This is a genomic window from Streptomyces sp. RLA131 (genome assembly GCF_056270125.1).
The window spans coordinates 4,921,223-4,944,667 of the sequence record NZ_JBWDOQ010000002.1 but is presented as its reverse complement, the minus strand read 5'-3'; the positions used below and the strand labels follow the sequence as shown (position 1 = coordinate 4,944,667).

The 23,445-nt window shown below is 67.3% G+C and carries 23 protein-coding genes; 3 read left to right on the top strand and 20 right to left on the bottom strand.

Annotation, left to right across the window (positions count from 1 at the left end; translation table 11 throughout):
* Position 1: 1 nt before the first annotated feature.
* The 10 genes from rpsC to RWE79_RS23420 all read right to left on the bottom strand — a co-directional run bounded on the left by rpsC (position 2) and on the right by RWE79_RS23420 (position 5,945).
* The gene (gene rpsC, locus RWE79_RS23465; RefSeq protein ID WP_475942027.1) at positions 2 to 829 is read right to left on the bottom strand and encodes a 30S ribosomal protein S3; all 828 of its coding nucleotides are present in this window, start codon (positions 827 to 829) and stop codon (positions 2 to 4) included.
* Positions 829 to 1,176 (bottom strand): 50S ribosomal protein L22, encoded by a 348-nt coding sequence (gene rplV, locus RWE79_RS23460; protein WP_475946048.1) that lies wholly within the window; start codon positions 1,174 to 1,176, stop codon positions 829 to 831. Before rplV ends, rpsC begins: the two co-directional genes overlap by 1 nt.
* A gap of 51 nt (positions 1,177 to 1,227) precedes the next feature.
* Positions 1,228 to 1,509, bottom strand: coding sequence for a 30S ribosomal protein S19 (gene rpsS, locus RWE79_RS23455; protein ID WP_127356386.1), 282 nt, complete (start codon positions 1,507 to 1,509; stop codon positions 1,228 to 1,230).
* A gap of 12 nt (positions 1,510 to 1,521) precedes the next feature.
* Positions 1,522 to 2,358, bottom strand: a complete 837-nt coding sequence (rplB, locus tag RWE79_RS23450; RefSeq protein ID WP_475942026.1) for a 50S ribosomal protein L2 — start codon at positions 2,356 to 2,358, stop codon at positions 1,522 to 1,524.
* Between the two features lie 39 nt (positions 2,359 to 2,397).
* Positions 2,398 to 2,721, bottom strand: coding sequence for a 50S ribosomal protein L23 (gene rplW, locus RWE79_RS23445; RefSeq protein ID WP_475942025.1), 324 nt, complete (start codon positions 2,719 to 2,721; stop codon positions 2,398 to 2,400).
* Positions 2,721 to 3,371, bottom strand: coding sequence for a 50S ribosomal protein L4 (rplD, locus tag RWE79_RS23440; protein ID WP_475942024.1), 651 nt, complete (start codon positions 3,369 to 3,371; stop codon positions 2,721 to 2,723). Before rplD ends, rplW begins: the two co-directional genes overlap by 1 nt.
* 4 nt (positions 3,372 to 3,375) lie before the next feature.
* Positions 3,376 to 4,020, bottom strand: a complete 645-nt coding sequence (rplC, locus tag RWE79_RS23435; protein ID WP_475942023.1) for a 50S ribosomal protein L3 — start codon at positions 4,018 to 4,020, stop codon at positions 3,376 to 3,378.
* Between the two features lie 14 nt (positions 4,021 to 4,034).
* On the bottom strand, positions 4,035 to 4,343 hold the full coding sequence (gene rpsJ / locus RWE79_RS23430; protein WP_014144312.1) for a 30S ribosomal protein S10: 309 nt from the start codon (positions 4,341 to 4,343) through the stop codon (positions 4,035 to 4,037).
* Between the two features lie 520 nt (positions 4,344 to 4,863).
* Positions 4,864 to 5,070 (bottom strand): DUF397 domain-containing protein, encoded by a 207-nt coding sequence (locus RWE79_RS23425; RefSeq protein ID WP_475942022.1) that lies wholly within the window; start codon positions 5,068 to 5,070, stop codon positions 4,864 to 4,866.
* Entirely contained in the window at positions 5,067 to 5,945 is an 879-nt protein-coding gene (locus tag RWE79_RS23420) for a helix-turn-helix domain-containing protein (protein WP_475942021.1), read from the bottom strand. Before RWE79_RS23420 ends, RWE79_RS23425 begins: the two co-directional genes overlap by 4 nt.
* A 414-nt stretch (positions 5,946 to 6,359) precedes the next feature.
* On the opposite strand from RWE79_RS23420, the gene RWE79_RS23415 reads away from it, so the two are divergent.
* From RWE79_RS23415 to RWE79_RS23405, 3 genes are all read left to right on the top strand, one after another.
* Positions 6,360 to 7,262: a helix-turn-helix domain-containing protein gene (locus tag RWE79_RS23415; protein WP_475942020.1), complete on the top strand. Its 903-nt coding sequence runs from the start codon at positions 6,360 to 6,362 to the stop codon at positions 7,260 to 7,262.
* A gap of 88 nt (positions 7,263 to 7,350) precedes the next feature.
* Positions 7,351 to 7,602, top strand: coding sequence for a type II toxin-antitoxin system Phd/YefM family antitoxin (locus RWE79_RS23410; protein ID WP_475942019.1), 252 nt, complete (start codon positions 7,351 to 7,353; stop codon positions 7,600 to 7,602).
* A complete protein-coding gene (locus tag RWE79_RS23405) occupies positions 7,599 to 7,859 on the top strand; it encodes a Txe/YoeB family addiction module toxin (RefSeq protein WP_475942018.1) in 261 nt (86 codons plus the stop codon). The genes RWE79_RS23410 and RWE79_RS23405 overlap by 4 nt, the downstream gene beginning before the upstream one ends.
* 100 nt (positions 7,860 to 7,959) lie before the next feature.
* Here the strand turns inward: RWE79_RS23405 and tuf are convergent, their stop codons facing one another.
* The 10 genes from tuf to RWE79_RS23355 all read right to left on the bottom strand — a co-directional run bounded on the left by tuf (position 7,960) and on the right by RWE79_RS23355 (position 23,388).
* A complete protein-coding gene (tuf, locus tag RWE79_RS23400) occupies positions 7,960 to 9,153 on the bottom strand; it encodes an elongation factor Tu (protein WP_475942017.1) in 1,194 nt (397 codons plus the stop codon).
* 149 nt (positions 9,154 to 9,302) lie between these two features.
* Positions 9,303 to 11,432: an elongation factor G gene (fusA, locus tag RWE79_RS23395; protein ID WP_475942016.1), complete on the bottom strand. Its 2,130-nt coding sequence runs from the start codon at positions 11,430 to 11,432 to the stop codon at positions 9,303 to 9,305.
* 39 nt (positions 11,433 to 11,471) lie between these two features.
* Complete coding sequence (rpsG, locus tag RWE79_RS23390; RefSeq protein ID WP_475942015.1) at positions 11,472 to 11,942, bottom strand: 30S ribosomal protein S7; 471 nt, start codon at positions 11,940 to 11,942, stop codon at positions 11,472 to 11,474.
* 2 nt (positions 11,943 to 11,944) lie between these two features.
* A complete protein-coding gene (gene rpsL / locus RWE79_RS23385; protein WP_014144289.1) occupies positions 11,945 to 12,316 on the bottom strand; it encodes a 30S ribosomal protein S12 in 372 nt (123 codons plus the stop codon).
* A gap of 299 nt (positions 12,317 to 12,615) precedes the next feature.
* Positions 12,616 to 13,062, bottom strand: a complete 447-nt coding sequence (locus RWE79_RS23380) for a DUF1707 and DUF4190 domain-containing protein (protein ID WP_475942014.1) — start codon at positions 13,060 to 13,062, stop codon at positions 12,616 to 12,618.
* A gap of 235 nt (positions 13,063 to 13,297) precedes the next feature.
* Positions 13,298 to 17,197: a DNA-directed RNA polymerase subunit beta' gene (locus RWE79_RS23375; protein WP_475942013.1), complete on the bottom strand. Its 3,900-nt coding sequence runs from the start codon at positions 17,195 to 17,197 to the stop codon at positions 13,298 to 13,300.
* A 119-nt stretch (positions 17,198 to 17,316) separates the two neighbouring features.
* Positions 17,317 to 20,802 (bottom strand): DNA-directed RNA polymerase subunit beta, encoded by a 3,486-nt coding sequence (gene rpoB / locus RWE79_RS23370; RefSeq protein ID WP_475942012.1) that lies wholly within the window; start codon positions 20,800 to 20,802, stop codon positions 17,317 to 17,319.
* 528 nt (positions 20,803 to 21,330) lie between these two features.
* Complete coding sequence (rplL, locus tag RWE79_RS23365; RefSeq protein WP_475942011.1) at positions 21,331 to 21,714, bottom strand: 50S ribosomal protein L7/L12; 384 nt, start codon at positions 21,712 to 21,714, stop codon at positions 21,331 to 21,333.
* 87 nt (positions 21,715 to 21,801) lie between these two features.
* Entirely contained in the window at positions 21,802 to 22,359 is a 558-nt protein-coding gene (gene rplJ / locus RWE79_RS23360; protein WP_475942010.1) for a 50S ribosomal protein L10, read from the bottom strand.
* Positions 22,360 to 22,647: 288 nt separating this feature from the next.
* Positions 22,648 to 23,388 carry an SCO4651 family lipoprotein gene (locus RWE79_RS23355; protein WP_475942009.1) on the bottom strand — a complete coding sequence of 247 codons (741 nt, stop codon included), beginning with the start codon at positions 23,386 to 23,388 and terminating at the stop codon, positions 22,648 to 22,650.
* Positions 23,389 to 23,445 lie beyond the last annotated feature (57 nt).

Here is a 23,445-nt window from a genome sequence, read left to right as displayed (position 1 = left end):
GTCAGGCCTCCGTTCCGGTGGTCTCCGCGGCTGCCGGAGCCTCAGCGGTGGTCGCCTCGGCCTTGGGGGCCTGGGCGTCACCCTGGGGACGACGGCCACGTCCGCCGCGCTCGCCACCGCGGCGCTGCGGGCGTTCGTTGCCACCGCCACGGGCCGGACGGTTCCCGGCGCGGGCAGCGGCGTTGTCGGCGCGGACCTCGGCGATGTTCTTGACGTCGCCCTTGTAGATCCAGACCTTCACACCGATCCGGCCGAAGGTCGTACGGGCCTCGAAGAAGCCGTAGTCGACGTTGGCGCGGAGGGTGTGCAGGGGCACACGGCCCTCGCGGTAGAACTCCGAGCGGGACATCTCGGCGCCGCCGAGACGGCCACCGCACTGGATCTTGATGCCCTTGGCGCCGGCCTTCATCGTCGACTGCATGCTCTTACGCATGGCGCGACGGAAGGAGACACGCGAGGACAGCTGCTCGGCGACGGCCTGGGCCACCAGCTGAGCGTCCGTCTCCGGGTTCTTGACCTCAAGGATGTTCAGCTGGACCTGCTTGCCGGTCAGCTTCTCCAGGTCACCGCGGATACGGTCGGCCTCCGCACCGCGGCGGCCGATGACGATGCCCGGACGCGCGGTGTGGATGTCGACACGGACGCGGTCACGGGTGCGCTCGATCTCAACCTTCGAGATGCCGGCGCGCTCCATGCCCTGCGTCATCATCTTGCGGATGGCCACGTCTTCCTTGACGTAGTCCTTGTACAGCTTGTCGGCGTACCAACGGGACTTGAAGTCCGTGGTGATGCCGAGCCGGAACCCATGCGGGTTAACCTTCTGGCCCATTACCGGGTCCCTTCCTTGCTGGAGACGACCACGGTGATGTGGCTGGTCCGCTTGCGGATCCGGTAGGCACGGCCCTGGGCACGCGGACGGAACCGCTTCAGGGTCGGGCCCTCGTCCACGTACGCCTCGCTGATGATCAGCGACTCGGCGTCGGTGTGGTCGTAGTTGTGCGCGGCGTTGGCAATGGCGCTGTCAAGCACCTTGCCCACCGGCACGCTCGCGGCCTGCGGGGCGAAACGCAGGACCGCCTGAGCCTCCGTGGCGCTCATGCCACGGATAAGGTCCACCACGCGGCGGGCCTTCATGGGCGTGACGCGGATGTACCGCGCCTGGGCCCTGGCTTCCATGGTTGTCCCTTCGGTGTCAGTCACATTCGTCATGGAGTTGCCACCCCGCCGTCAGCGACGCTTCGACTTGCGGTCGTCCTTGACGTGGCCGCGGAAGGTGCGGGTCGGCGAGAACTCGCCGAGCTTGTGGCCGACCATGGACTCGGTGACGAACACCGGGACGTGGATCTTGCCGTTGTGCACCGCGATGGTGTGGCCCAGCATTGCCGGGATGATCATCGAGCGCCGGGACCAGGTCTTGATGACGTTCTTGGTGCCAGCTTCGTTCTGTACGTCCACCTTCTTGATGAGGTGGTCGTCGACGAAGGGCCCCTTCTTGAGACTACGCGGCATCTAAACCCGCTCCTAGCGCTTCTTGTTCGTCTTGCGGCGGCGGACGATGTACTTGCTGCTTGCCTTCTTCGGCGAGCGAGTACGTCCTTCCTTCTGACCCCACGGGCTGACCGGGTGACGGCCTCCCGAGGTTTTGCCCTCGCCACCACCGTGCGGGTGGTCGACGGGGTTCATGGCCACGCCGCGGACGCTCGGGCGAACGCCCTTCCAGCGCATACGGCCGGCCTTGCCCCAGTTGATGTTCGACTGCTCGGCGTTGCCGACCTCGCCAATCGTGGCGCGGCAGCGAACGTCGACCATACGGACCTCACCGGACGGCATACGAAGGGTGGCCATGGAGCCCTCCTTCGCCAGCAGCTGGACGGAAGAGCCCGCGCTGCGGGAGATCTTCGCGCCGCCGCCGGGACGCAGCTCGATGGCGTGGATGGTCGTACCCACCGGGATGTTGCGCAGCGGCAGGTTGTTGCCCGGCTTGATGTCGGCCCCGGGGCCGTTCTCGATCCGGTCACCCTGGTTCAGCTTGGCCGGGGCCAGGATGTAGCGCTTCTCGCCGTCCGCGTAGTGCAGGAGGGCGATGCGCGCGGTGCGGTTCGGGTCGTACTCGATGTGCGCGACCTTGGCCGGCACGCCGTCCTTGTCGTGACGACGGAAGTCGATCACGCGGTAGGCGCGCTTGTGGCCACCACCCTGGTGGCGAACGGTCACACGACCGGTGTTGTTACGGCCGCCCTTGCTGTGCAGGGGGCGGACCAGCGACTTCTCCGGCGTGGACCGCGTGATCTCGACAAAGTCGGCGACGCTGGAGCCACGACGGCCCGGGGTCGTCGGCTTGTACTTGCGGATACCCATTTCTCAGTCCTCGTCCGATTCCGGACGACTCGGACTCCGTTAGGAGACCGGGCCGCCGAAGATGTCGATTCGGTCGCCCTCAGCGAGGGTCACGATGGCGCGCTTGGTGTCCTTGCGCTTGCCGAAACCGGTCTTGGTGCGCTTGCGCTTACCCTGCCGGTTGATCGTGTTGACCCCGGTGACCTTGACCGAGAAGACCGCCTCGACGGCCTGCTTGATCTGGGTCTTGTTGCTGCCCGGAGCGACGAGGAACGTGTACTTGTTCTCGTCGAGCAGGGCGTAGCTCTTCTCCGACACGACCGGCTTGACAAGAATGTCGCGCGGGTCCGTGAAGGTCTTGCTCGTGATCGTCGCCTCGGACATCAGGCGTCGCTCCCTTCGGTCTCGGCGGCGCCGTTACCGGTGAAGCGGTCGAAGGCGTCCTTGGTGAACACCACGTCGTCGGAGACGAGCACGTCGTAGGTGTTCAGCTGGCCGGCCTCCAGGATGTGGACCTGGGGCAGGTTGCGGGCGGACAGCCACGCGACCTCGTCGGCCCGCTCGACGATCAGGAGCACGTTCTTGCGCTCGCTGATCTTGCCAAGGAGGGACTTGACGGCCTTCGTCGACGGCGCGGAGCCCTCGATGACGCCGGAAACGACGTGGATGCGGTTGTGACGCGCCCGGTCGGTCAGCGCGCCCTTGAGGGCGGCCCTGATCATCTTCTTCGGAGTCCGCTGCGAGTAGTCACGCGGCTTGGGGCCGTGGACGACGCCACCGCCGACGAACTGCGGGGCGCGGGTCGAACCCTGACGGGCGCGGCCGGTGCCCTTCTGGCGGTACGGCTTCTTGCCACCACCGCGGACTTCGCCACGGCGCTTGGTGCTGTGCGTGCCCTGACGGGCGGCAGCCAGCTGCGCCACGACGACCTGGTGGATCAGCGGGATGCTGACCTTGGCGTCGAAGATCTCGGCCGGGAGCTCTACGGTCCCGGCGGTGTCGCCGGAGGGCGACAGAATGTCAATGGTGCTCATATCCTCAGGCCCCCTTGGCCGCGGTGCGGACCAGGACGAGGCCGCCGTTCGGACCGGGGATGGCTCCCTTGATGAGGAGCAGTCCCTTCTCCGCGTCAACGGCGTGGACGGTCAGGTTCTGGGTGGTGACCCGCTCATTGCCCATGCGGCCCGCCATGCGCATGCCCTTGAAGACACGGCCCGGGGTGGCACAGCCACCGATGGAGCCGGGAGAGCGGTGCTTGCGCTGGACACCGTGGCCGGCGCCGAGTCCCTTGAAGTTGTGACGCTTCATGACACCGGCGAAGCCCTTGCCCTTGCTCTTGCCCGTGACGTCTACCTTGACGCCGGACTCGAACACGGTGGCCGTGATCTCCTGGCCGAGCGTGTACTCGCTGGCGTCGGAGGTACGGATTTCCACCAGGTGGCGGCGGGGGGTCACGTCCGCCTTGGCGAAGTGGCCCTTGAGGGGCTTGTTCACCTTGCGGGGGTCGATCTCGCCGAAGGCGATCTGGACCGACTCGTAACCGTCGACGTCGTTGGTACGAACCTGGGTGACGACGTTGGGGCCGGCCTTGACAACAGTGACCGGGACGACACGGTTGTTCTCGTCCCAGACCTGGGTCATGCCGAGCTTCTCGCCCAGGATGCCCTTGATCTGCTTAGCCATCTTCTCCGCGCCTCTCAGAGCTTGATCTCGATGTCAACGCCGGCCGGAAGGTCCAGGCGCATCAACGAGTCAACGGTCTTGGGCGTCGGGTCGAGGATGTCGATCAGGCGCTTGTGCGTACGCATCTCGAAGTGCTCGCGCGAGTCCTTGTACTTGTGCGGCGACTTGATGACGCAGTACACGTTCTTCTCAGTGGGCAGCGGCACCGGGCCCGCGACCTGCGCACCAGTACGCGTCACCGTCTCGACGATCTTCTTCGCCGAGGAATCGATGACCTCGTGGTCGTAGGCCTTGAGCCGGATGCGGATCTTCTGTCCCGCCATGGCTACTCAGTAGTCCTGTCTAGTAGTAACGCTCTGGAACCTGGTGGATCGGCTAGCTCGACCGTCTTCCCCCGACCCACGCGGTCGGGTGTGTCGCCCCCCTTCCCTTAAATCTCCGCATGGCGAAGACCCTCAGGGAGGGGATACGTGGGAGAAGACACCCACCAGGAGCCTGGCCTGCCCCGCGCTGACACTTCCCGGAAGATTCCCGTACGTCCGCCCCATTGCTGCCCGGAGGCAGTTAGGGCGACGAGTACTGTGGGACTCGCTTCCGGTCCCCCCGACGGGGGGCGTGCAACATCGGCGCTCGACCGAGCAACCCCGCTAGTCTGCCATACCGGACGTGCCGGACGCCAATCGGGCGCAGTACCTTACCCCTATCCCCAGGACGTCCAAACCGAAGGCCGACCCACCGCGCCGACGGGTGGTCCCCCACGTCCTTCGGCCCTGCCCGACCATGCGGCCGGAGCGGTGGAGGCACTGCGGCCGCCCGCCCAAAAACAACCGGGCCGGCCGGAGTTCAGGACTCGGACGTGTGGGCCACGAAGACCGCCCAAGCCTCGGGCGTGAACCCCAACTGCGGGCCGTGCGGATCCTTGGAGTCACGGACACGAACCATGCCGGGGGCCACCGCCACCTCGACGCAGTCATTGCTGTTGCTGGCGCTGTAACTGCTCTTGAACCACTCCAGCGCGGAAGCGTCTCCAGCAGAGGGCTTGAGCGTCATGTCTCTCCCAGCAGTTTCTCGATGATGGCCAACGACTCACGCGGCGTGAGGGCCTGGGCGCGGATGATCCCATATCTCAGCTCCAGAATCTGGACCTCCTTGGGGTTGGAGATCAGGCGGCTGGTCAGCTGGGCTTCCGAGTAGCCCACCGTTGTTCCGTCAGTGAGTTTCAGGACGCCCAGCTCGCCGCCCATCCCCGCGTGGTCCTCACGGTCCGTCGGCATCACCTGGACCTCGACGTGCCGCAACCGGCCCATTTCCAGCACGCGTTCGAGCTGTCGGCGCAGGACAATTCTGCCGCCGATCGGCCGCCGGAGCGTCACCTCTTCCTGGACAAAGGTGAGCGTCGGCGCGGGCTGCCGCTCGAAGACCGTCCGCCGGGCCATGCGGGCCTCGACCAGCCGGCCGACCTCGTCCTCGGTGTACGACGGCCGCCGCATCTCGAACAGGGCCCGTGCGTACTCCTCCGTCTGCAACAGGCCGTGCATGTTGTGGTTGCCGTAGGCCCCGAGCTCGACCGCGTCGGCCTCCAGCCTGGCCAGGTCCCGCACCTTCTTGGGGTAACGGGCCTGCGCGACATCGCCCTTCATGGCCGCGATCCGGCCGTCCGCGCGCAGCACGCGGTCCGCGTTGTCCAGGAACTCCGGCTTGGGGACACGGCGCCCGCGCTCGACGGAGGAGACCATCTCCTCGCCGTAGCCGATCGCCGTCCCGAGTTCGGACTGCGTCAGGCCCGCCGCTTCCCGCCAGAGCTTGAGCTGGCGGCCGACCGCCCGCATGACGGCTCCGGAGTCGTCCTCCAGCCCGGCGTCCCAGCGGGAGCCGTCCGCGCCGTCCGTCGCGCAGTCCCTGCGCCCGCCGCCGTCCAGGGCCATCCGGCCACCTCCACCTCTGACACGGAAGGTCCCCGCCGCACAGGCGCGTCAGGGCGGCTCAGCGTAGGGGCCTGCGAACACGCGCGTCGGACGATGCGCCGGAACTTCACTCGCCCTGGGGACCTCGCGCCGCGGCCTGCCGGACCGCGGCGGGCCACACTTCGGCGGGCGGGGACGCGGCCGGGCACGCGATCTGTACAAGGGCTTTTGAAGAACCCGGGAGAGAACCCATCCGGCCCTTCCCCTCCGCTGTCACCCTCACGAGTGGTCCGCGGCCGATGGGCTGGACAAGGCGCGGGTCCACCGCCATAGGCTCGCCGCGATCACCCCACAACCGCAGACAAGAGACGGCCCCCGCCGGGAGTGCAATCCCGATCGAGGGCCTGACCAAACCAGGAAGAAACCCGCTTCCCGATGGCTGACCCGCAGCTTAGCGTGCCCCCGCGTGCCCCGTCCCCGGTTCTCCAGCCGGGTGTCGTCCACGTGCGCGGCCGCCACACCGACCGCTTCACCGTCGTCGGCAACCACCTCGCCCAGCACCGCGAGCTGACCCTCACCGCGATCGGACTGGCCGTCCACATCCAGTCGCTGCCCGACGGCGCCAAGGTGGACATCAGGACCATGGCCGCGCGTTTCCCGGAGGGCGAGACACGGATCGCCGCAGCCCTGCGCGAGCTGGAGGCATGCGGCTATCTGTCCCGCACCCGGGAGCGGCTGCCCAACGGCCGGATCATCACGCACACGGTCTTCCACGACCGGCCCGGCGGCAGCGACGCGCCCCCGGCGACCGTGCCCCGGCAGGCGCGCACCTCGCAGCCCCGGCCCGGCGCCGTCCGGCCCGTCCCGGCCGAAGCCCCGGGAGCGCCCGTCCCGGCCGAAGCCCCGGCGCCCCCGCCCGCGCGACCCCGCGCGGCGCCGCCGCTGCCCGCGCCCCGCTCACCCGACCCCGAACGCCACCGGGTCGCCGCCGCCCTGCTCGCCGACCTGCGGCGGTACGACGAGCGGCTGGTACTCCCCGGGCGGGAGGTGGACCGCCTCGCCACCGCCGTCGCCGCCTGGCTGGAACGCGGCGTCAGCCCCGACGCCGTACGCCGCGCCCTGACCAGCGACCTGCCGTCTTCCCCCCGCCATCCCGCCGGTCTGCTCGCCCACCGCCTCACCACGCTGCTGCCGCCGCCGCTCCCGGCCGCCCCGCCACCGCGCACGCTCGCGCCACCGCTCCAGAACTGCGACGGGTGCGACCGCGCGTTCCGCGCCCCGGCTCCTGGCCACTGCCAGGAGTGCCGGTCGGCGGCCGGTCCGGAGCGGGCGGCGTAGCCGGACAGCTCCCATCAGCGTGGGCGATTGTCCCCCGCCAAGGATCTCTGTACAGTTTTCTGTACGTGACTCGCTGAGGATGTGGCCAATGAAGACGATGTCGTACACCGAATCCCGGGCAAAGTACGCCGAGACGCTGGACTCGGTCACCGAAGACCGCGAGGAAGTCATAATCACCCGCGCCGGCCATGACCCCGTCGTCATCGTGGCACTCGACGACTATCAGTCCCTCAAGGAAACCGCGTACCTGCTGCGGAGCCCGGAGAACGCCCGTCGCCTGCTGACCTCGATCGACCGCCTGGAGAACGGCGGCGGGAGCGTCCGGGAGCTGGCCGAGTGAAATTCGTCTTCGACGAGTCGGCCTGGGAGGACTACGTCTGGTGGCAGACGCAGGACCGCAAGGTCCTGAAGCGGATCAACACCCTCCTCCAGGACGTAGCCCGTAACGGCCACGAGGGCATCGGCAAGCCCGAGCCCTTGAAGCACGGGTTTCAGAGCTACTGGTCCCGAAGAATCACCGATGAGCACCGCCTCGTCTACAAGGTCGTCGAGGACGAGGTCCGCGTCGCGGCCTGCCGATACCACTACGGCCGCTGACCACGCCGCGAACTCCCGCCCGGCCCCGCCGGAGAACGCAGAGGGCCCCGTCCCACCGCCGAGGCGGTGGGACGGGGCCCTCTTACCGGGTGCCGCTAGATCACTTGGTGATCTTGACGACCTGGCCGGCGCCGACCGTACGGCCACCCTCGCGGATGGCGAACTTCAGGCCCTCCTCCATGGCGATCGGCTGGATCAGCGCGACCGTCATGGCGGTGTTGTCGCCCGGCATGACCATCTCGGTGCCCTCGGGGAGGGTAACGACACCGGTCACGTCGGTGGTCCGGAAGTAGAACTGCGGACGGTAGTTGTTGAAGAAGGGGGTGTGACGACCACCCTCGTCCTTCGACAGGATGTAGGCCTGGGCCTCGAACTCGGTGTGCGGCGTGACCGTACCGGGCTTGATGATGACCTGGCCGCGCTCGACGTCCTCGCGCTTGATGCCACGGAGGAGCAGACCGACGTTCTCGCCCGCCTGGCCCTCGTCGAGCAGCTTGCGGAACATCTCGATGCCGGTGACCGTGGTGGTGGTCTTGGTCTCCTTGATGCCGATGATGTCGACAGTCTCGTTGACCTTGAGCACACCACGCTCGATACGACCGGTGACGACGGTGCCACGACCGGTGATCGTGAAGACGTCCTCGATCGGCATCAGGAACGGCTTGTCGACGTCACGCTCGGGGGTGGGGATCGCGGTGTCCACGGCCGCCATGAGGCCGAGGAGCTTCTCGCCCCACTCCTTGTCGCCCTCAAGCGCCTTGAGCGCGGAGACGCGCACGACCGGCAGGTCGTCGCCCGGGAACTCGTACTCGGAGAGCAGCTCACGGACCTCGAGCTCGACGAGCTCCAGGATCTCCTCGTCGTCCACCATGTCGGCCTTGTTCAGGGCGACAACGATGTACGGAACGCCGACCTGGCGGGCCAGGAGCACGTGCTCCTTGGTCTGCGGCATCGGGCCGTCGGTCGCGGCCACGACCAGGATGGCGCCGTCCATCTGCGCCGCACCCGTGATCATGTTCTTGATGTAGTCAGCGTGACCCGGGCAGTCGACGTGCGCGTAGTGACGCGACTCCGTCTGGTACTCGACGTGCGCGATCGAGATCGTGATACCGCGCTGGCGCTCCTCGGGAGCCTTGTCGATCTGGTCGAAGGCCGAGGCCTCGTTCAGGTCCGGGTACGCGTCATGCAGCACCTTGGTAATGGCGGCCGTGAGGGTCGTCTTACCGTGGTCGATGTGACCGATGGTGCCGATGTTGACGTGCGGCTTAGTCCGCTCGAACTTCGCCTTCGCCACTGGGGTCCTCCTGGGAGTGGTTCTGGTACGCCTTACTCATCGGCGCCAGGTGATCTTTGCTTGGGATGCGGGCGACCGGGGCACCCGCCGCTCTCCTCAGCGGATTGCGGCGGTATGCCCCGCTGCCTGCCTGTTGTAAAGCCTAAGGCTTACTCGCCCTTGGCCTTCGCGATGATCTCCTCGGCGACGTTCCGCGGAACCTCGGCGTAGGAGTCGAACTGCATCGAGTAGCTTGCGCGACCCGAGGTCTTGCTGCGGAGGTCGCCGACGTAGCCGAACATCTCCGAAAGCGGGACCAGGCCCTTGACGACCCGGGCACCGCTGCGCTCCTCCATGGCCTGGATCTGGCCACGGCGGGAGTTGAGGTCGCCGATGACGTCACCCATGTAGTCCTCGGGCGTGGTGACCTCAACGGCCATCATCGGCTCCAGGAGCACGGGGCTCGCCTTGCGCGCACCCTCCTTGAACGCCTGCGAACCGGCGATCTTGAAGGCGAGTTCGGACGAGTCGACCTCGTGGTAGCCACCGTCGAGAAGGGTGACGCGGACGCCCACCATCTCGTAGCCGGCCAGGATGCCGAACTTCATGGCCTCCTGCGCACCGGCGTCCACCGAGGGGATGTACTCCCGGGGGATGCGGCCACCGGTGACCTTGTTGACGAACTCGTAGTTCGCGTCGCCGCCCTCAAGCGGCTCCAGCATGATCTGCACCTTGGCGAACTGACCGGTACCACCGGTCTGCTTCTTGTGGGTGTAGTCAATGCGCTCGACCGTCTTGCGGATGGTCTCGCGGTACGCGACCTGCGGCTTGCCGACGTTGGCCTCGACGCGGAACTCGCGCTTCATGCGGTCGACGAGCACTTCGAGGTGAAGCTCGCCCATACCACCGATGATGGTCTGGCCGGTCTCCTCGTCCGAGTGAACCTGGAAGGAGGGGTCCTCCTCGCCGAGACGCTGGATGGCGACACCCAGCTTCTCCTGGTCACCCTTGGACTTGGGCTCGATCGCGACCTGGATGACCGGGGCCGGGAAGTCCATGGACTCCAGGATCACCGGGCTCTTGTCGTCGCACAGCGTCTCACCGGTGGTGGTCTGCTTCAGGCCCATGACGGCGATGATGTCGCCGGCGCCCACCGAGGGGATCTCCTCACGCTTGTTCGCGTGCATGCGGTAGATCTTGCCGATGCGCTCCTTCTTGCCCTTGACGGAGTTCAGCACCGAACTGCCGGACTCCAGGCGGCCCGAGTACACCCGGACGAAGGTGAGCTTGCCCAGGTGCGGGTCGCTCATGATCTTGAACGCGAGGCCGGAGAACGGCTCGTCGTCCGACGGCTTGCGCTTCACGATGACGTCGGGGTCCTTGACGTCGTGGCCTTCGATGGCCTCGACGTCCAGGGGCGACGGCAGGTAACGCACGACCGCGTCGAGCAGGGGCTGTACGCCCTTGTTCTTGAACGCGGTACCGCAGAACACGGGAGTGACGGTGACAGAGCCCGCGCCGCCCTTGGAGGCGAGGGTGATGCGGCGGATGGCCGCCATCAGCTGCTCCTGGGTGGGCTCCTGGCCCTCCAGGTACAGCTCCATCATGTCGTCGTCGTTCTCGGCGACGGCCTCAAGGAGCTTGCCGCGCCACTCGTCGGCCGCCTCGATGTGGGTGTCCGGGATGTCGACGACGTCGTACATCTCGCCCTTGGTCGCCTCGGCGGACCACACGAGGGCCTTCATCTGGACGAGGTCGACCACGCCCTTGAAGTCGGCCTCGGCGCCGATCGGCAGCTGCATGACCAGCGGAACCGCGCCAAGGCGGTCCACGATCATGTCGACGCAGCGGTGGAACTCCGCGCCGGTGCGGTCCAGCTTGTTGACGAAGCAGATACGCGGCACGCCGTAGCGGTCCGCCTGACGCCAGACGGTCTCGGACTGCGGCTCGACGCCGGCGACACCGTCGAAGACGGTGACAGCGCCGTCGAGGACGCGGAGCGAACGCTCCACCTCGACGGTGAAGTCGACGTGACCGGGGGTGTCGATGATGTTGATCGTGTGATCAACACCCTCGAGCGGCCAGTGACAGGTCGTCGCGGCGGACGTGATGGTAATGCCGCGCTCCTGCTCCTGCTCCATCCAGTCCATCGTGGCTGCGCCGTCGTGGACCTCACCGATCTTGTAAGAGACACCGGTGTAGAACAGGATCCGCTCGGTGGTCGTCGTCTTGCCCGCGTCGATGTGGGCCATGATCCCAATGTTGCGGACCTTGGCCAGGTCAAGCGAAGTGGTGGCCATAGTGGCTCAATCTTCTCTCGGTCTCGATGTGGGTGCTGACTACCAGCGGTAGTGCGCGAAGGCCTTGTTGGACTCGGCCATCTTGTGGGTGTCCTCGCGACGCTTGACGGAGGCGCCGAGACCGTTGCTGGCGTCCAGCAGCTCGTTCATCAGACGCTCGGTCATGGTCTTCTCGCGGCGGGCGCGGGAGTAACCCACGAGCCAGCGCAGCGCGAGGGTGGACTGACGAGCCGGGCGCACCTCGACGGGCACCTGGTACGTCGCGCCACCGACACGGCGGGACTTGACCTCGATGGCCGGCTTGACGTTCTCCAGGGCGCGCTTCAGCGTGATGACCGGGTCGGAACCGGTCTTCTCGCGCACACCTTCGAGGGCGCCGTACACGATGCGCTCAGCGGTGGAGCGCTTGCCGTGGAGGAGGATCTTGTTGACGAGCGAGGTCACCAGAGGAGAACCGTAAACCGGGTCGATGATGACCGGGCGCTTCGGGGCGGGGCCCTTACGAGGCATTCTTACTTCTCCTTCTTGGCGCCGTAGCGGCTGCGGGCCTGCTTGCGGTTCTTGACACCCTGGGTGTCGAGGGAACCGCGGATGATCTTGTAGCGAACACCCGGCAGGTCCTTCACACGGCCGCCGCGCACGAGCACGATCGAGTGCTCCTGCAGGTTGTGACCCTCACCCGGAATGTAGGCGGTGACCTCGATGCCACTGGTCAGGCGGACACGAGCCACCTTGCGCAGCGCCGAGTTCGGCTTCTTCGGGGTGGTCGTGTAGACGCGCGTGCAGACGCCGCGGCGCTGGGGGGAACCCTTCAGCGCGGGCGTCTTGTTCTTCTCGACCTTGTCCTGCCGGCCTTTCCGGACCAGCTGCTGGATCGTAGGCACCGTTTCTCCGGTTTCTGTGTGCCGATCTCGATAAATCTAACCTGGAGTGCCAGCGGCTCACGCCGACCCACGCGGTCGGGTGTGTCGCAGTCCTCATACGATTTCCGTCGAGCGGAACCTGCGTATATGTCGGTGCTCCGGCCTCGGGATCCCGTACTGGGGGCACCTGCCGGCCGAAGACCGACGGAGAATGCGCACGCACGAGAACCCGGGCACACCCCAGGCACAAGGTCAGAGCGTACCGAGCGCTCAGCCTCCGGTCAAAACATATGCCCTCTGGTCCGGATCATCCCGATCTGTCACCCACTCCGGGTGACACCCCACACCACGACAGTGACCAGGGTGACGACCGCCACCACGAGCGCGGTGAGCACATACCCCAGAACCAGGCCGCAGACCGCCATCGCGTCCCCGCGTTCGCCGGTCCGGCGGATCTCACGGCGGGCCAGATGCCCCAGGACGATCGCCGGGATCCCGGTCACCAGCAGCCCGAGGACGCCGGTCACCCCGCACACCAGGGCCGCCACCGCCTTGGCGTTCACCGACGGCGGCGGGGCCGGCGGACGCGGCAGCGGACGCGGCGGGCGCGGGATGTCGGCCGTCAGGCCGTACAACTGCTCATGGGTGCGCGCCTGGTAGGCCAGGCCGCTCCGCTGCCGCAGCTCGTCGTCGGTGAGCCGGCCCTCGGTGTAGGCGCCCTTGAGCGTCTCCACCGTGCGTTCGCGATCGACATCACCCGCGAGCATGCCCGCACCTCCCCGGTCGGCACCGTCCCTCCATGATGCACCGGATCGCCAACTCCCGTACCCGCGCCGCCGCCGGGCGGGGCCCCGGGCGGCCTGGGCGGCCCCCGGGTGGCGGCCAGGGCACCCGCAACGGCCCGCAACGGCCCGTACGGCCCGTACGGTCCCAGCGGCCGTGAACGCCGCAGGGCGGCCACCTCCGGAGAGGTGACCGCCCTGCGGTTGTGTGCCGTACGACTCAGCCGTTGTACGGGCCGTAGTCGTAGTCCTCCAGCGGGACGGCCTGGCCGGAGCCGGTGCCGAACGGGCTGTAGTCGATGTCGTCGTAGCCGACGGCCGAGTACATCGCGGCCTTGGCCTCCTCGGTCGGCTCGACCCGGATGTTGCGGTAACGGGACAGACCCGTACCGGCCGGGATGAGCTTACCGATGATGACGTTCTCCTTGAGGCCCAGCAGCGAGTCGGACTTGGCGTGGATCGCCGCGTCGGTGAGGACTCGGGTCGTCTCCTGGAAGGAGGCGGCCGACAGCCAGGACTCGGTGGCCAGCGAGGCCTTGGTGATACCCATCAGCTGCGGACGGCCGGAGGCGGGGTGACCGCCCTCCGAGACCACACGACGGTTCTCGGTCTCGAAGCGACCACGCTCGACCAGCTCGCCGGGCAGCAGCTCGGCGTCGCCGGACTCGATGATCGTCACCCGGCGGAGCATCTGCCGGATGATGATCTCGATGTGCTTGTCGTGGATCGACACACCCTGGGAGTTGTAGACCTTCTGGACCTCGTTGACCAGGTGGATCTGAACCTGGCGCTGGCCGAGGATACGCAGCACGTCGTGCGGGTTGGTGGCACCCACGATCAGCTTCTGGCCGACCTCGACGTGGTCGCCCTCGCTCACCAGGACACGGGCACGCTTGGAGATCGCGTAAGGGATCTCGTCGGTGCCGTCGTCCGGGGTGACGACGATCTTCTTGGTCTTCTCGGTCTCCTCGATCCGCACGCGGCCGACGGCCTCGGAGATCGGGGCGACACCCTTGGGCGTACGGGCCTCGAAGAGCTCGACGACACGCGGCAGACCCAGGGTGATGTCGTCACCGGCCACACCACCGGTGTGGAAGGTACGCATCGTCAGCTGGGTGCCGGGCTCACCGATGGACTGGGCCGCGATGATGCCGACGGCCTCACCGATGTCCACCAGCTTGCCGGTGGCCAGCGAGCGGCCGTAGCACATGGCGCAGGTGCCGACGGCGGACTCACAGGTCAGGACCGAACGCATCTTGACCTGCTCGACGTCGTTCGCGACGAGCTGGCCGATGAGTACGTCACCCAGGTCTGCGCCGGCCGTGGCCAGCACCTTCCCGCCCACGACGACATCCTCGGCGAGGCAGCGGGCGTAGACCGTGGACTCGACGTTGTCGTTCTTGCGCAGGACACCTTCGGCGTCCCGCGTGGCGATCGGCAGCTTGAGACCGCGCTCGGTGCCGCAGTCCTCCTCGCGGATGATGACGTCCTGCGAGACGTCCACCAGACGACGGGTGAGGTAACCCGAGTCGGCGGTACGCAGGGCGGTGTCGGCCAGACCCTTACGGGCACCGTGGGTGGAGATGAAGTACTCCAGCACGGACAGGCCCTCACGGAACGACGCCTTGATGGGACGGGGAATCGTCTCGTTCTTGGCGTTGGACACCAGGCCACGCATACCCGCGATCTGACGCATCTGCATCATGTTTCCACGGGCACCCGAGTCGACCATCATGAAGATCGGGTTGGTCTTCGGGAAGTTCGCGTTCATGGCCTCGGCGACCTCGTTGGTCGCCCGGGTCCAGACCGTGATCAGTTCCGTCGTGCGCTCGTCCTTGGTGATCAGACCGCGCTCGTACTGCTTCTGGATCTTCTCGTCCTGGGCCTCGTAGCCCGCGACGATCGCCTTCTTGGCCTCCGGCACGACGATGTCGGAGACGGCGACGGTGACGCCGGAACGGGTGGCCCAGTGGAAGCCGGCCGCCTTCAGGTTGTCCAGCGTGGCCGCCACGACAACCTTGGGGTAGCGCTCGGCGAGGTCGTTGACGATCTCGGAGAGCTGCTTCTTGCCGACCGGGTAGTCCACGAACGGGTAGTCCTCGGGCAGCAGCTCGTTGAAGAGCGCCCTGCCCAGGGTCGTGGGCAGCCGGAAGGAGTCGCCGACCTGGTAGGGGGCGTCGCCCTCCTCCTGGGCCGGCGGGGTCCAGCCGCGCGGCGGGACGGTGCCGACCGGGAAGCGGATGTCGACCGTCGACTGGAGCGAGAGCTCACGGTTGTCGAAGGCCATGATCGCCTCGGCGGTGGAGCCGAACGCCCGGCCCTCGCCCTTGAGCACGCGCTCCTCGGGGTCGGTGGTCAGGAAGAACAGGCCCAGCACCATGTCCTGGGTCGGCATGGTGACGGGACGACCGTCGGCCGGCTTCAGGATGTTGTTCGAGGACAGCATCAGGATGCGGGCCTCGGCCTGCGCCTCCGCGGACAGCGGCAGGTGGACGGCCATCTGGTCACCGTCGAAGTCCGCGTTGAACGCGGTGCAGACGAGCGGGTGGATCTGGATGGCCTTGCCCTCGACCAGCTGCGGCTCGAACGCCTGGATGCCCAGGCGGTGCAGGGTCGGCGCACGGTTCAGCAGCACCGGGTGCTCGGCGATGACCTCTTCCAGCACGTCGTACACGACCGTGCGGCCGCGCTCGACCATGCGCTTGGCGCTCTTGATGTTCTGCGCGTGGTTGAGGTCCACCAGGCGCTTCATCACGAACGGCTTGAAGAGCTCCAGCGCCATGGCCTTGGGCAGACCGCACTGGTGCAGCTTGAGCTGCGGGCCGACGACGATGACCGAACGGGCCGAGTAGTCGACGCGCTTGCCGAGCAGGTTCTGACGGAAACGACCCTGCTTGCCCTTGAGCATGTCGCTCAGGGACTTCAGCGGGCGGTTACCGGGACCGGTGACCGGACGACCACGACGACCGTTGTCGAAGAGGGCGTCGACGGCCTCCTGCAGCATCCGCTTCTCGTTGTTCACGATGATCTCGGGGGCACCGAGGTCAAGGAGACGCTTGAGGCGGTTGTTGCGGTTGATGACGCGGCGGTACAGGTCGTTCAGGTCGGAGGTCGCGAAGCGGCCACCGTCCAGCTGCACCATCGGACGCAGGTCCGGCGGGATCACCGGGACGCAGTCCAGCACCATGCCGTTGGGCTTGTTGGTGGTCTGCAGGAAGGCGGAGACGACCTTGAGGCGCTTGAGCGCACGGGTCTTCTTCTGGCCCTTGCCGGTGCGGATGATCTCGCGGAGCTTCTCGGCCTCCTCCTCCAGGTCGAAGGACTCCAGGCGCTTCTGCAGCGCCGCGGCACCCATCGAACCCTGGAAGTACGTGCCGAAGCGCTCCCGCAGCTCGCGGTAGAGCAGCTCGTCACCCTCCAGGTCCTGGACCTTGAGGCCCTTGAAGCGGGCCCAGACCTCGTCGAGACGGTCCAGCTCGCGCTGCGCACGGTCGCGCAGCTGCTTCATCTCGCGCTCGGCACCCTCGCGCACCTTGCGGCGCACGTCGGCCTTGGCGCCCTCGGCCTCCAGCTCGCCGAGGTCGGCCTCCAGCTTCTTCTGGCGGCCCTCGACGTCGGAGTCGCGGCGGTTCTCGATCTGCTGGCGCTCGACGGAGACCTGGGCCTCCAGCGAAGGCAGGTCACGCGTACGGCGCTCGTCGTCCACCCACGTGATCATGTAGGCGGCGAAGTAGATGACCTTCTCCAGGTCCTTCGGGGCGAGGTCGAGCAGGTAGCCCAGCCGCGACGGAACGCCCTTGAAGTACCAGATGTGGGTCACGGGAGCGGCAAGCTCGATGTGGCCCATCCGCTCACGGCGCACCTTGGCGCGGGTCACCTCGACGCCGCAGCGCTCACAGATGATGCCCTTGAAGCGGACACGCTTGTACTTGCCGCAGTAGCACTCCCAGTCCCGGGTCGGACCGAAGATCTTCTCGCAGAAGAGTCCGTCCTTCTCGGGCTTGAGGGTTCGGTAGTTGATGGTCTCCGGCTTCTTGACTTCGCCGTGCGACCAGGTACGAATGTCGTCCGCGGTGGCCAGGCCGATCCGCAGCTCGTCGAAGAAGTTGACGTCGAGCACTTGTCGTCAATCCCGCCTTCGGGTTTCCCGAGCAATGTTACTGCCGGGGTCGAGTGTCAAACATGGTCTGAACGGTCCGGGGATGGCCGGGGCTCTCGACAAGAGCCCCGGCCGGCCCGTCAGACCTCTTCGACGCTGCTCGGCTCACGCCGGGACAGGTCGATACCGAGCTCTTCCGCCGCGCGGAAGACGTCCTCGTCGGTGTCGCGCATCTCGATGGACATGCCGTCCGAGGACAGCACCTCCACGTTGAGGCAGAGCGACTGCATTTCCTTGATGAGCACCTTGAAGGACTCGGGAATGCCCGGCTCGGGGATGTTCTCGCCCTTGACGATGGCCTCGTAGACCTTCACGCGGCCGAGCACGTCGTCGGACTTGATCGTCAGGAGCTCCTGGAGGGCGTATGCCGCGCCGTAAGCCTCAAGGGCCCACACCTCCATCTCACCGAAGCGCTGACCACCGAACTGGGCCTTACCACCCAGCGGCTGCTGGGTGATCATGGAGTACGGGCCGGTGGAGCGGGCGTGCAGCTTGTCGTCCACCAGGTGGTGCAGCTTGAGGATGTACATGTAGCCGACCGAGATCGGGTCCGGGAACGGCTCGCCGGAGCGGCCGTCGAACATCCGGGCCTTGCCCGAGGGCAGGACCATGCGCTCGCCGTCGCGGTTGGGGATCGTGGCCTCGAAGAGACCGGTGATCTCGTCCTCGCGGGCACCGTCGAACACCGGGGTGGCGACGTTGGTGCCGGGCTCGACGCGGTCGGCGCCGATGACCTGCAGGCGCTGTGCCCAGTCCTGGCTGAGCCCGGAGACGTCCCAGCCCTGCTGGGCGAGCCAGCCGAGGTGGATCTCCAGTACCTGTCCCGGGTTCATCCGGGACGGGACGCCGAGCGGGTTGAGCACGATGTCGACCGCGGTGCCGTCCTCCAGGAACGGCATGTCCTCGATCGGCAGGATCTTGGAGATGACGCCCTTGTTGCCGTGACGGCCGGCGAGCTTGTCACCGTCGGTGATCTTGCGCTTCTGCGCCACGTACACGCGCACCAGCTGGTTCACACCGGGGGGAAGCTCGTCGCCCTCCTCGCGGTCGAAGACGCGGACGCCGATGACCTTGCCGATCTCGCCGTGCGGCACCTTCAGCGAGGTGTCACGGACCTCACGGGCCTTCTCACCGAAGATCGCACGGAGCAGGCGCTCCTCCGGGGTCAGCTCGGTCTCGCCCTTGGGCGTGACCTTGCCGACCAGGATGTCGCCGGCGACGACCTCGGCACCGATCCGGATGATGCCGCGCTCGTCGAGGTCCGCGAGGACCTCCTCGGAGACGTTCGGGATGTCCCGGGTGATCTCCTCGGGGCCGAGCTTGGTGTCACGGGCGTCGACCTCGTGCTCCTCGATGTGGATCGAGGAGAGGACGTCGTCCTGCACCAGACGCTGGCTGAGGATGATCGCGTCCTCGTAGTTGTGACCCTCCCACGGCATGAACGCCACGAGCAGGTTCTTGCCGAGCGCCATCTCACCGTTCTCGGTGGACGGGCCGTCGGCGAGCACCTGGCCGGCGACGACGCGGGCGCCCTCGTCGACGACGACCTTCTGGTTGAAGGCCGTGCCCTGGTTGGAGCGCGCGAACTTGGCGACGCGGTACGTGTTGTACGTGCCGTCGTCGTTGGAGACGGTGATGTAGTCCGCGGAGACCTCCTGGACCACACCGTCCTTGTCGGCCTTGATGACGTCACCGGCGTCGACCGCGCAGCGGTACTCCATGCCGGTGCCGACCAGCGGGGCCTGGCTCTTGATGAGCGGCACCGCCTGGCGCATCATGTTCGATCCCATGAGCGCGCGGTTGGCGTCGTCGTGCTCCAGGAACGGGATCATGGCGGTCGCGGCCGACACCATCTGGCGCGGCGAGACGTCCATGTAGTCGATCTCGGCGCCCGGCACGTAGTCGATCTCGCCGCCGCGGCGGCGGACCAGCACCCGGTTCTCGACGAAGTAGTTGTCGTCGCTCAGCGGGGCGTTCGCCTGGGCGATGAGGTAGCGGTCCTCCTCGTCGGCGGTCAGGTAGTGGACCTCTTCGGTCACCTGGTTGTCGACGACCTTGCGGTAAGGGGTCTCGATGAAGCCGAAGACGTTCACCCGGCCGTACGAGGCGAGCGAGCCGATCAGACCGATGTTCGGGCCTTCGGGGGTCTCGATCGGACACATGCGGCCGTAGTGCGAGGGGTGCACGTCACGGACGTCCAGGCCGGCCCGCTCACGGGACAGACCACCGGGGCCCAGCGCCGACAGACGACGCTTGTGCGTCAGGCCGGAGAGCGGGTTGGTCTGGTCCATGAACTGGGACAGCTGGCTGGTGCCGAAGAACTCCTTGATGGAGGCGACGACAGGCCGGATGTTGATCAGGGTCTGCGGCGTGATCGCCTCGACGTCCTGGGTCGTCATCCGCTCGCGGACGACGCGCTCCATCCGGGCCAGGCCGGTACGGACCTGGTTCTGGATGAGCTCGCCGACGTTGCGCAGACGGCGGTTGCCGAAGTGGTCGATGTCGTCGACCTCGACCACGATGGACTGGCCGTTCTCGGCGACCGTCTCGGTCTCGCCCGCGTGAAGCTTCACCAGGTACTTGATCGTCGGGATGATGTCCTCGACGGTCAGCACACCGGAGTCCAGCGGCTGGGTGCCGCCGAGCTTCTTGTTGACCTTGTAGCGGCCGACCTGGGCGAGGTCGTAGCGCTTGGGGTTGAAGTAGAGGTTCTCGAGCAGCGTCTGCGCGGCCTCACGGGTCGGCGGCTCGCCCGGACGCAGCTTGCGGTAGATGTCCAGCAGCGCGTCGTCCTGGCCCTGGGTGTGGTCCTTCTCCAGGGTGGCGCGCATCGACTCGTACTCGCCGAACTCCTCAAGGATCTGCTCGGTGCTCCAGCCGAGAGCCTTCAGGAGGACGGTGACCGACTGCTTGCGCTTGCGGTCGATGCGGACACCGACCATGTCGCGCTTGTCGATCTCGAACTCCAGCCAGGCACCCCGGGAGGGGATGACCTTGGCGGAGAAGATGTCCTTGTCGGACGTCTTGTCGATCTGGCTGTCGAAGTAGACACCCGGCGAGCGGACCAGCTGCGAGACGACGACACGCTCGGTGCCGTTGATGCAGAAGGTGCCCTTGTTGGTCATGAGCGGGAAGTCGCCCATGAAGACCGTCTGGGACTTGATCTCGCCGGTCTCGTTGTTGGTGAACTCGGCGGTGACGAAGAGCGGGGCAGCGTACGTGAAGTCGCGCTCCTTGCACTCGTCGATCGAGTTCTTGGGAGGCTCGAAGCGGTGGTCACGGAAGGTCAGCGACATCGACCCGGAGAAGTCCTCGATCGGCGAGATCTCCTCGAAGATCTCTTCCAGACCCGACTTCCTGGGGACGTCCTGACCACTCTCCAGAGCCGCCTCGACGCGAGCCTTCCAGGCGGCGTTACCGAGGAGCCAGTCAAAGCTCTCGGTCTGCAGCGCCAGGAGGTTCGGGACCTCAAGGGGCTCTTTGATCTTTGCGAAGGAAATGCGCAGCGGTGCGGTGCTTGCGCCGTTGTTCATATGGGCAGTCGAGGCGTTGCGCGAGGCGGCCAAGAGGGGGTCCTTCCGAGGGCTCGGACTCACTACGCGCGTACCGGCTTCCGCCCCTGAGTGCAGGCAGGAACATCCTGGTCAGGACGTCCCTCGAGTGTGCTCAGGCTTGGGCTTGCCCCTGGTGACGGGCCAGCAGGCAGCTAACAGGCAGCGCAAAGGGTCAGTGTAGCCACTTGGCTCACTGATGTCCAATGCCGATTCCTCTGCAGGAGGGATCCGCCCCTTCGTTGTTCCTCGCGCTCGCTCTTGCCAGGCGTACCCAGCATTCCCACGTGGCCTTCGATCCATGCCTCGGCGCCCGGTCGATATGGCCACGCGTCCTGAGAATTGCGCGCCGCGTGCGGTTCGTCAAGGCCCCCGCTCGGCGGAGATCGTCACAGCGTGCCTGGCCAACCGGTGTTGATCACCCTACCGGGGACCACCGACAGCCCTGGTGGGCCGCCACTCAAACGACCGAGGGCGGCCACCCGTACGGGTGGCCGCCCTGCGGCTGATCAGCCCCTTGACGGGACTACGCGATCAATGGGGTCACTTGACCTCGACGGACGCGCCAGCGGCCTTGAGGGAGTCGGCAGCCTTCTCGGCGGCCTCCTTGGCGACCTTCTCCAGGACCGGCTTCGGAGCGCCGTCCACGAGGTCCTTGGCCTCCTTCAGGCCCAGCGAGGTCAGCTCACGCACGACCTTGATGACCTGGATCTTCTTCTCGCCGGCACCCGTGAGGATGACGTCGAACTCGTCCTGCTCCTCGACGGCCTCGACGGCGGCGGCAGCGCCACCACCGGCGGCAACCGCGACCGGGGCGGCGGCGGTGACGTCGAACTTCTCCTCGAAGGCCTTGACGAACTCGGCCAGCTCGATGAGGGTGAGCTCCGCGAACTGCTCAAGCAGCTCGTCCTGGGACAGCTTCGCCATGATGTGGCGTCCTTCCACTATGTTCGGCAGGTGCCGGATGCGTACATATCGGCGGGCGTACATGGAGCCCGCTGGACTGCTGAGTGGTTACTCGGCAGCCTCGGCGGGAGCCGGCGTACCGGCACCGCCCTGCTCTTCGACCTTCGCCCGAAGTGCTTCCGCGGTGCGGACGAACTTCGACAGCGGGGCCTGGAAGAGCGCGGCAGCCTGGGACTGCTTGGCCTTGAAGGCACCCGCCAGCTTGGCGAGCAGCACCTCGCGGGACTCGAGGTCCGCAAGCTTCTTGATCTCATCGGCGGACAGCGCCTTACCGTCAAGGACACCGCCCTTGATGATGAGGTTGGGGTTGTCCTTGGCGAAGTCACGCAGACTCTTCGCCGACTCCACCGGGTCACCGGTGACGAAGGCGACCGCCGTCGGACCAGTGAACTGGTCGTCCAGCGTGCTGATCCCGGCCTCGTTGGCCGCGATCTTGGTAAGCGTGTTCTTCACCACGGCGTACGTGGCGTTCTCACCGAGCGAACGACGCAGCGTCTTGAGCTGCGCCACGGTGAGACCGCGGTACTCGGTCAGCACGGCGGCGTTCGAGCTGCGGAACTGGTCCGTCAGCTCGGCCACCGCGGCAGCCTTGTCGGGCCTCGCCATAGAGCCTCGGCCTCCTTCCGGGTGATTGCGGACCGCACGGAAGGGGCTGAACAAAACGAAACGCCCCGGCGCAGGCGCACGGGGCTTGACTCGACCGGATTCACATCCGGGAGTCCATCCACGATCACCTGCGCGGGTCGTCCGCAGCTAGCGGATCCTTCGGCCGCGACGCCCTTTGACGGGCAGCGGCAACCAGCGGTCTTTGGCTTCGGCATCAGAGTAGGCGACACCTGTGCCCAACACCAAATCCCTCCCCTGTGGCCGGTCCGTCGGTCCGCCGGTCCGCCCTCAGCGTGGGGAGGCGGTCGGGCTCGCGCTCCGCGCGCCCAGCAGTGCCGTGTAGTCCAGCGTGTCGGCGGCCGCCGGGGCCTTCACCGTGACCGGCGTGCCGTAGTGGCTGTAGTAGGCCGTCGCGGTCGTGGAGCCGGCCGACCCGTCGTCCTCGCGGACCGACTTGACCACCAGGCCGTGGCTGTCGATCCACAGCTCGATGCGCTCGGTGTCGGTGGTACCCAGGTAATGCGTCGTGCGCACGCCGCGCACCCGCTGCGAACCCATCCTGCGCACATCGCCGGAGGCGATCAGCTCGCGCACCGGCCCGGCCGGCTCGGCGGCGCTGAGCAGCTGGGTGCCGTCGCCCACGGCCGCGTAGCTGTACTTGAGCCAGTGCTTGCCGCCGAGCGAGGCGGCGACGGTGTCCGTCACCCGCTGGTAGACGGCCTTGCGCAGACAGCGGGTCTGGCCGGCGCCGGAGCCGGTGACGGTCAGCCGGCCCGTGGTGGGGCTGTGGGACCAGTCGAGGGCGCCGCTGCGCACGCCGGTGGAGTCGCCGGTCTTCGAGCTGCCCTCGAAACGGGCGGAGCCGGCCCGGTCGGTGGCCTTGGCCGCGTGGCGCAGTGCGCTCAGCACGGCGGGGTCGGCGGCGGAGGCGCTCGGGGCGGGCCCGGCCTCCGTACCACCGCTGCAGCCCGTCAGGGCGACCGTCAGCGCGACGGCCGCGCACGTCATCATGCGCCACCTGTAGTCCATGGCCGGAAACTAACAGGCTGGGCCCGCTCCCGGAGGAGCGGGCCCAGCCTGTGTGCG

What these genes read in the sequence shown, in the direction of transcription:
- rpsC (WP_475942027.1), bottom strand. Translation starts at nt 829, where the DNA reads ATGGGCCAGAAGGTTAACCCGCATGGGTTCCGGCTCGGCATCACCACG.
- rplV (WP_475946048.1), bottom strand. Translation starts at nt 1,176, where the DNA reads ATGGAAGCCAGGGCCCAGGCGCGGTACATCCGCGTCACGCCCATGAAG.
- rpsS (WP_127356386.1), bottom strand. Translation starts at nt 1,509, where the DNA reads ATGCCGCGTAGTCTCAAGAAGGGGCCCTTCGTCGACGACCACCTCATC.
- rplB (WP_475942026.1), bottom strand. Translation starts at nt 2,358, where the DNA reads ATGGGTATCCGCAAGTACAAGCCGACGACCCCGGGCCGTCGTGGCTCC.
- rplW (WP_475942025.1), bottom strand. Translation starts at nt 2,721, where the DNA reads ATGTCCGAGGCGACGATCACGAGCAAGACCTTCACGGACCCGCGCGAC.
- rplD (WP_475942024.1), bottom strand. Translation starts at nt 3,371, where the DNA reads ATGAGCACCATTGACATTCTGTCGCCCTCCGGCGACACCGCCGGGACC.
- rplC (WP_475942023.1), bottom strand. Translation starts at nt 4,020, where the DNA reads ATGGCTAAGCAGATCAAGGGCATCCTGGGCGAGAAGCTCGGCATGACC.
- rpsJ (WP_014144312.1), bottom strand. Translation starts at nt 4,343, where the DNA reads ATGGCGGGACAGAAGATCCGCATCCGGCTCAAGGCCTACGACCACGAG.
- RWE79_RS23425 (WP_475942022.1), bottom strand. Translation starts at nt 5,070, where the DNA reads ATGACGCTCAAGCCCTCTGCTGGAGACGCTTCCGCGCTGGAGTGGTTC.
- RWE79_RS23420 (WP_475942021.1), bottom strand. Translation starts at nt 5,945, where the DNA reads ATGGCCCTGGACGGCGGCGGGCGCAGGGACTGCGCGACGGACGGCGCG.
- RWE79_RS23415 (WP_475942020.1), top strand. Translation starts at nt 6,360, where the DNA reads ATGGCTGACCCGCAGCTTAGCGTGCCCCCGCGTGCCCCGTCCCCGGTT.
- RWE79_RS23410 (WP_475942019.1), top strand. Translation starts at nt 7,351, where the DNA reads ATGAAGACGATGTCGTACACCGAATCCCGGGCAAAGTACGCCGAGACG.
- fusA (WP_475942016.1), bottom strand. Translation starts at nt 11,432, where the DNA reads ATGGCCACCACTTCGCTTGACCTGGCCAAGGTCCGCAACATTGGGATC.
- rpsG (WP_475942015.1), bottom strand. Translation starts at nt 11,942, where the DNA reads ATGCCTCGTAAGGGCCCCGCCCCGAAGCGCCCGGTCATCATCGACCCG.
- RWE79_RS23380 (WP_475942014.1), bottom strand. Translation starts at nt 13,062, where the DNA reads ATGCTCGCGGGTGATGTCGATCGCGAACGCACGGTGGAGACGCTCAAG.
- rplL (WP_475942011.1), bottom strand. Translation starts at nt 21,714, where the DNA reads ATGGCGAAGCTGTCCCAGGACGAGCTGCTTGAGCAGTTCGCGGAGCTC.
- rplJ (WP_475942010.1), bottom strand. Translation starts at nt 22,359, where the DNA reads ATGGCGAGGCCCGACAAGGCTGCCGCGGTGGCCGAGCTGACGGACCAG.
- RWE79_RS23355 (WP_475942009.1), bottom strand. Translation starts at nt 23,388, where the DNA reads ATGGACTACAGGTGGCGCATGATGACGTGCGCGGCCGTCGCGCTGACG.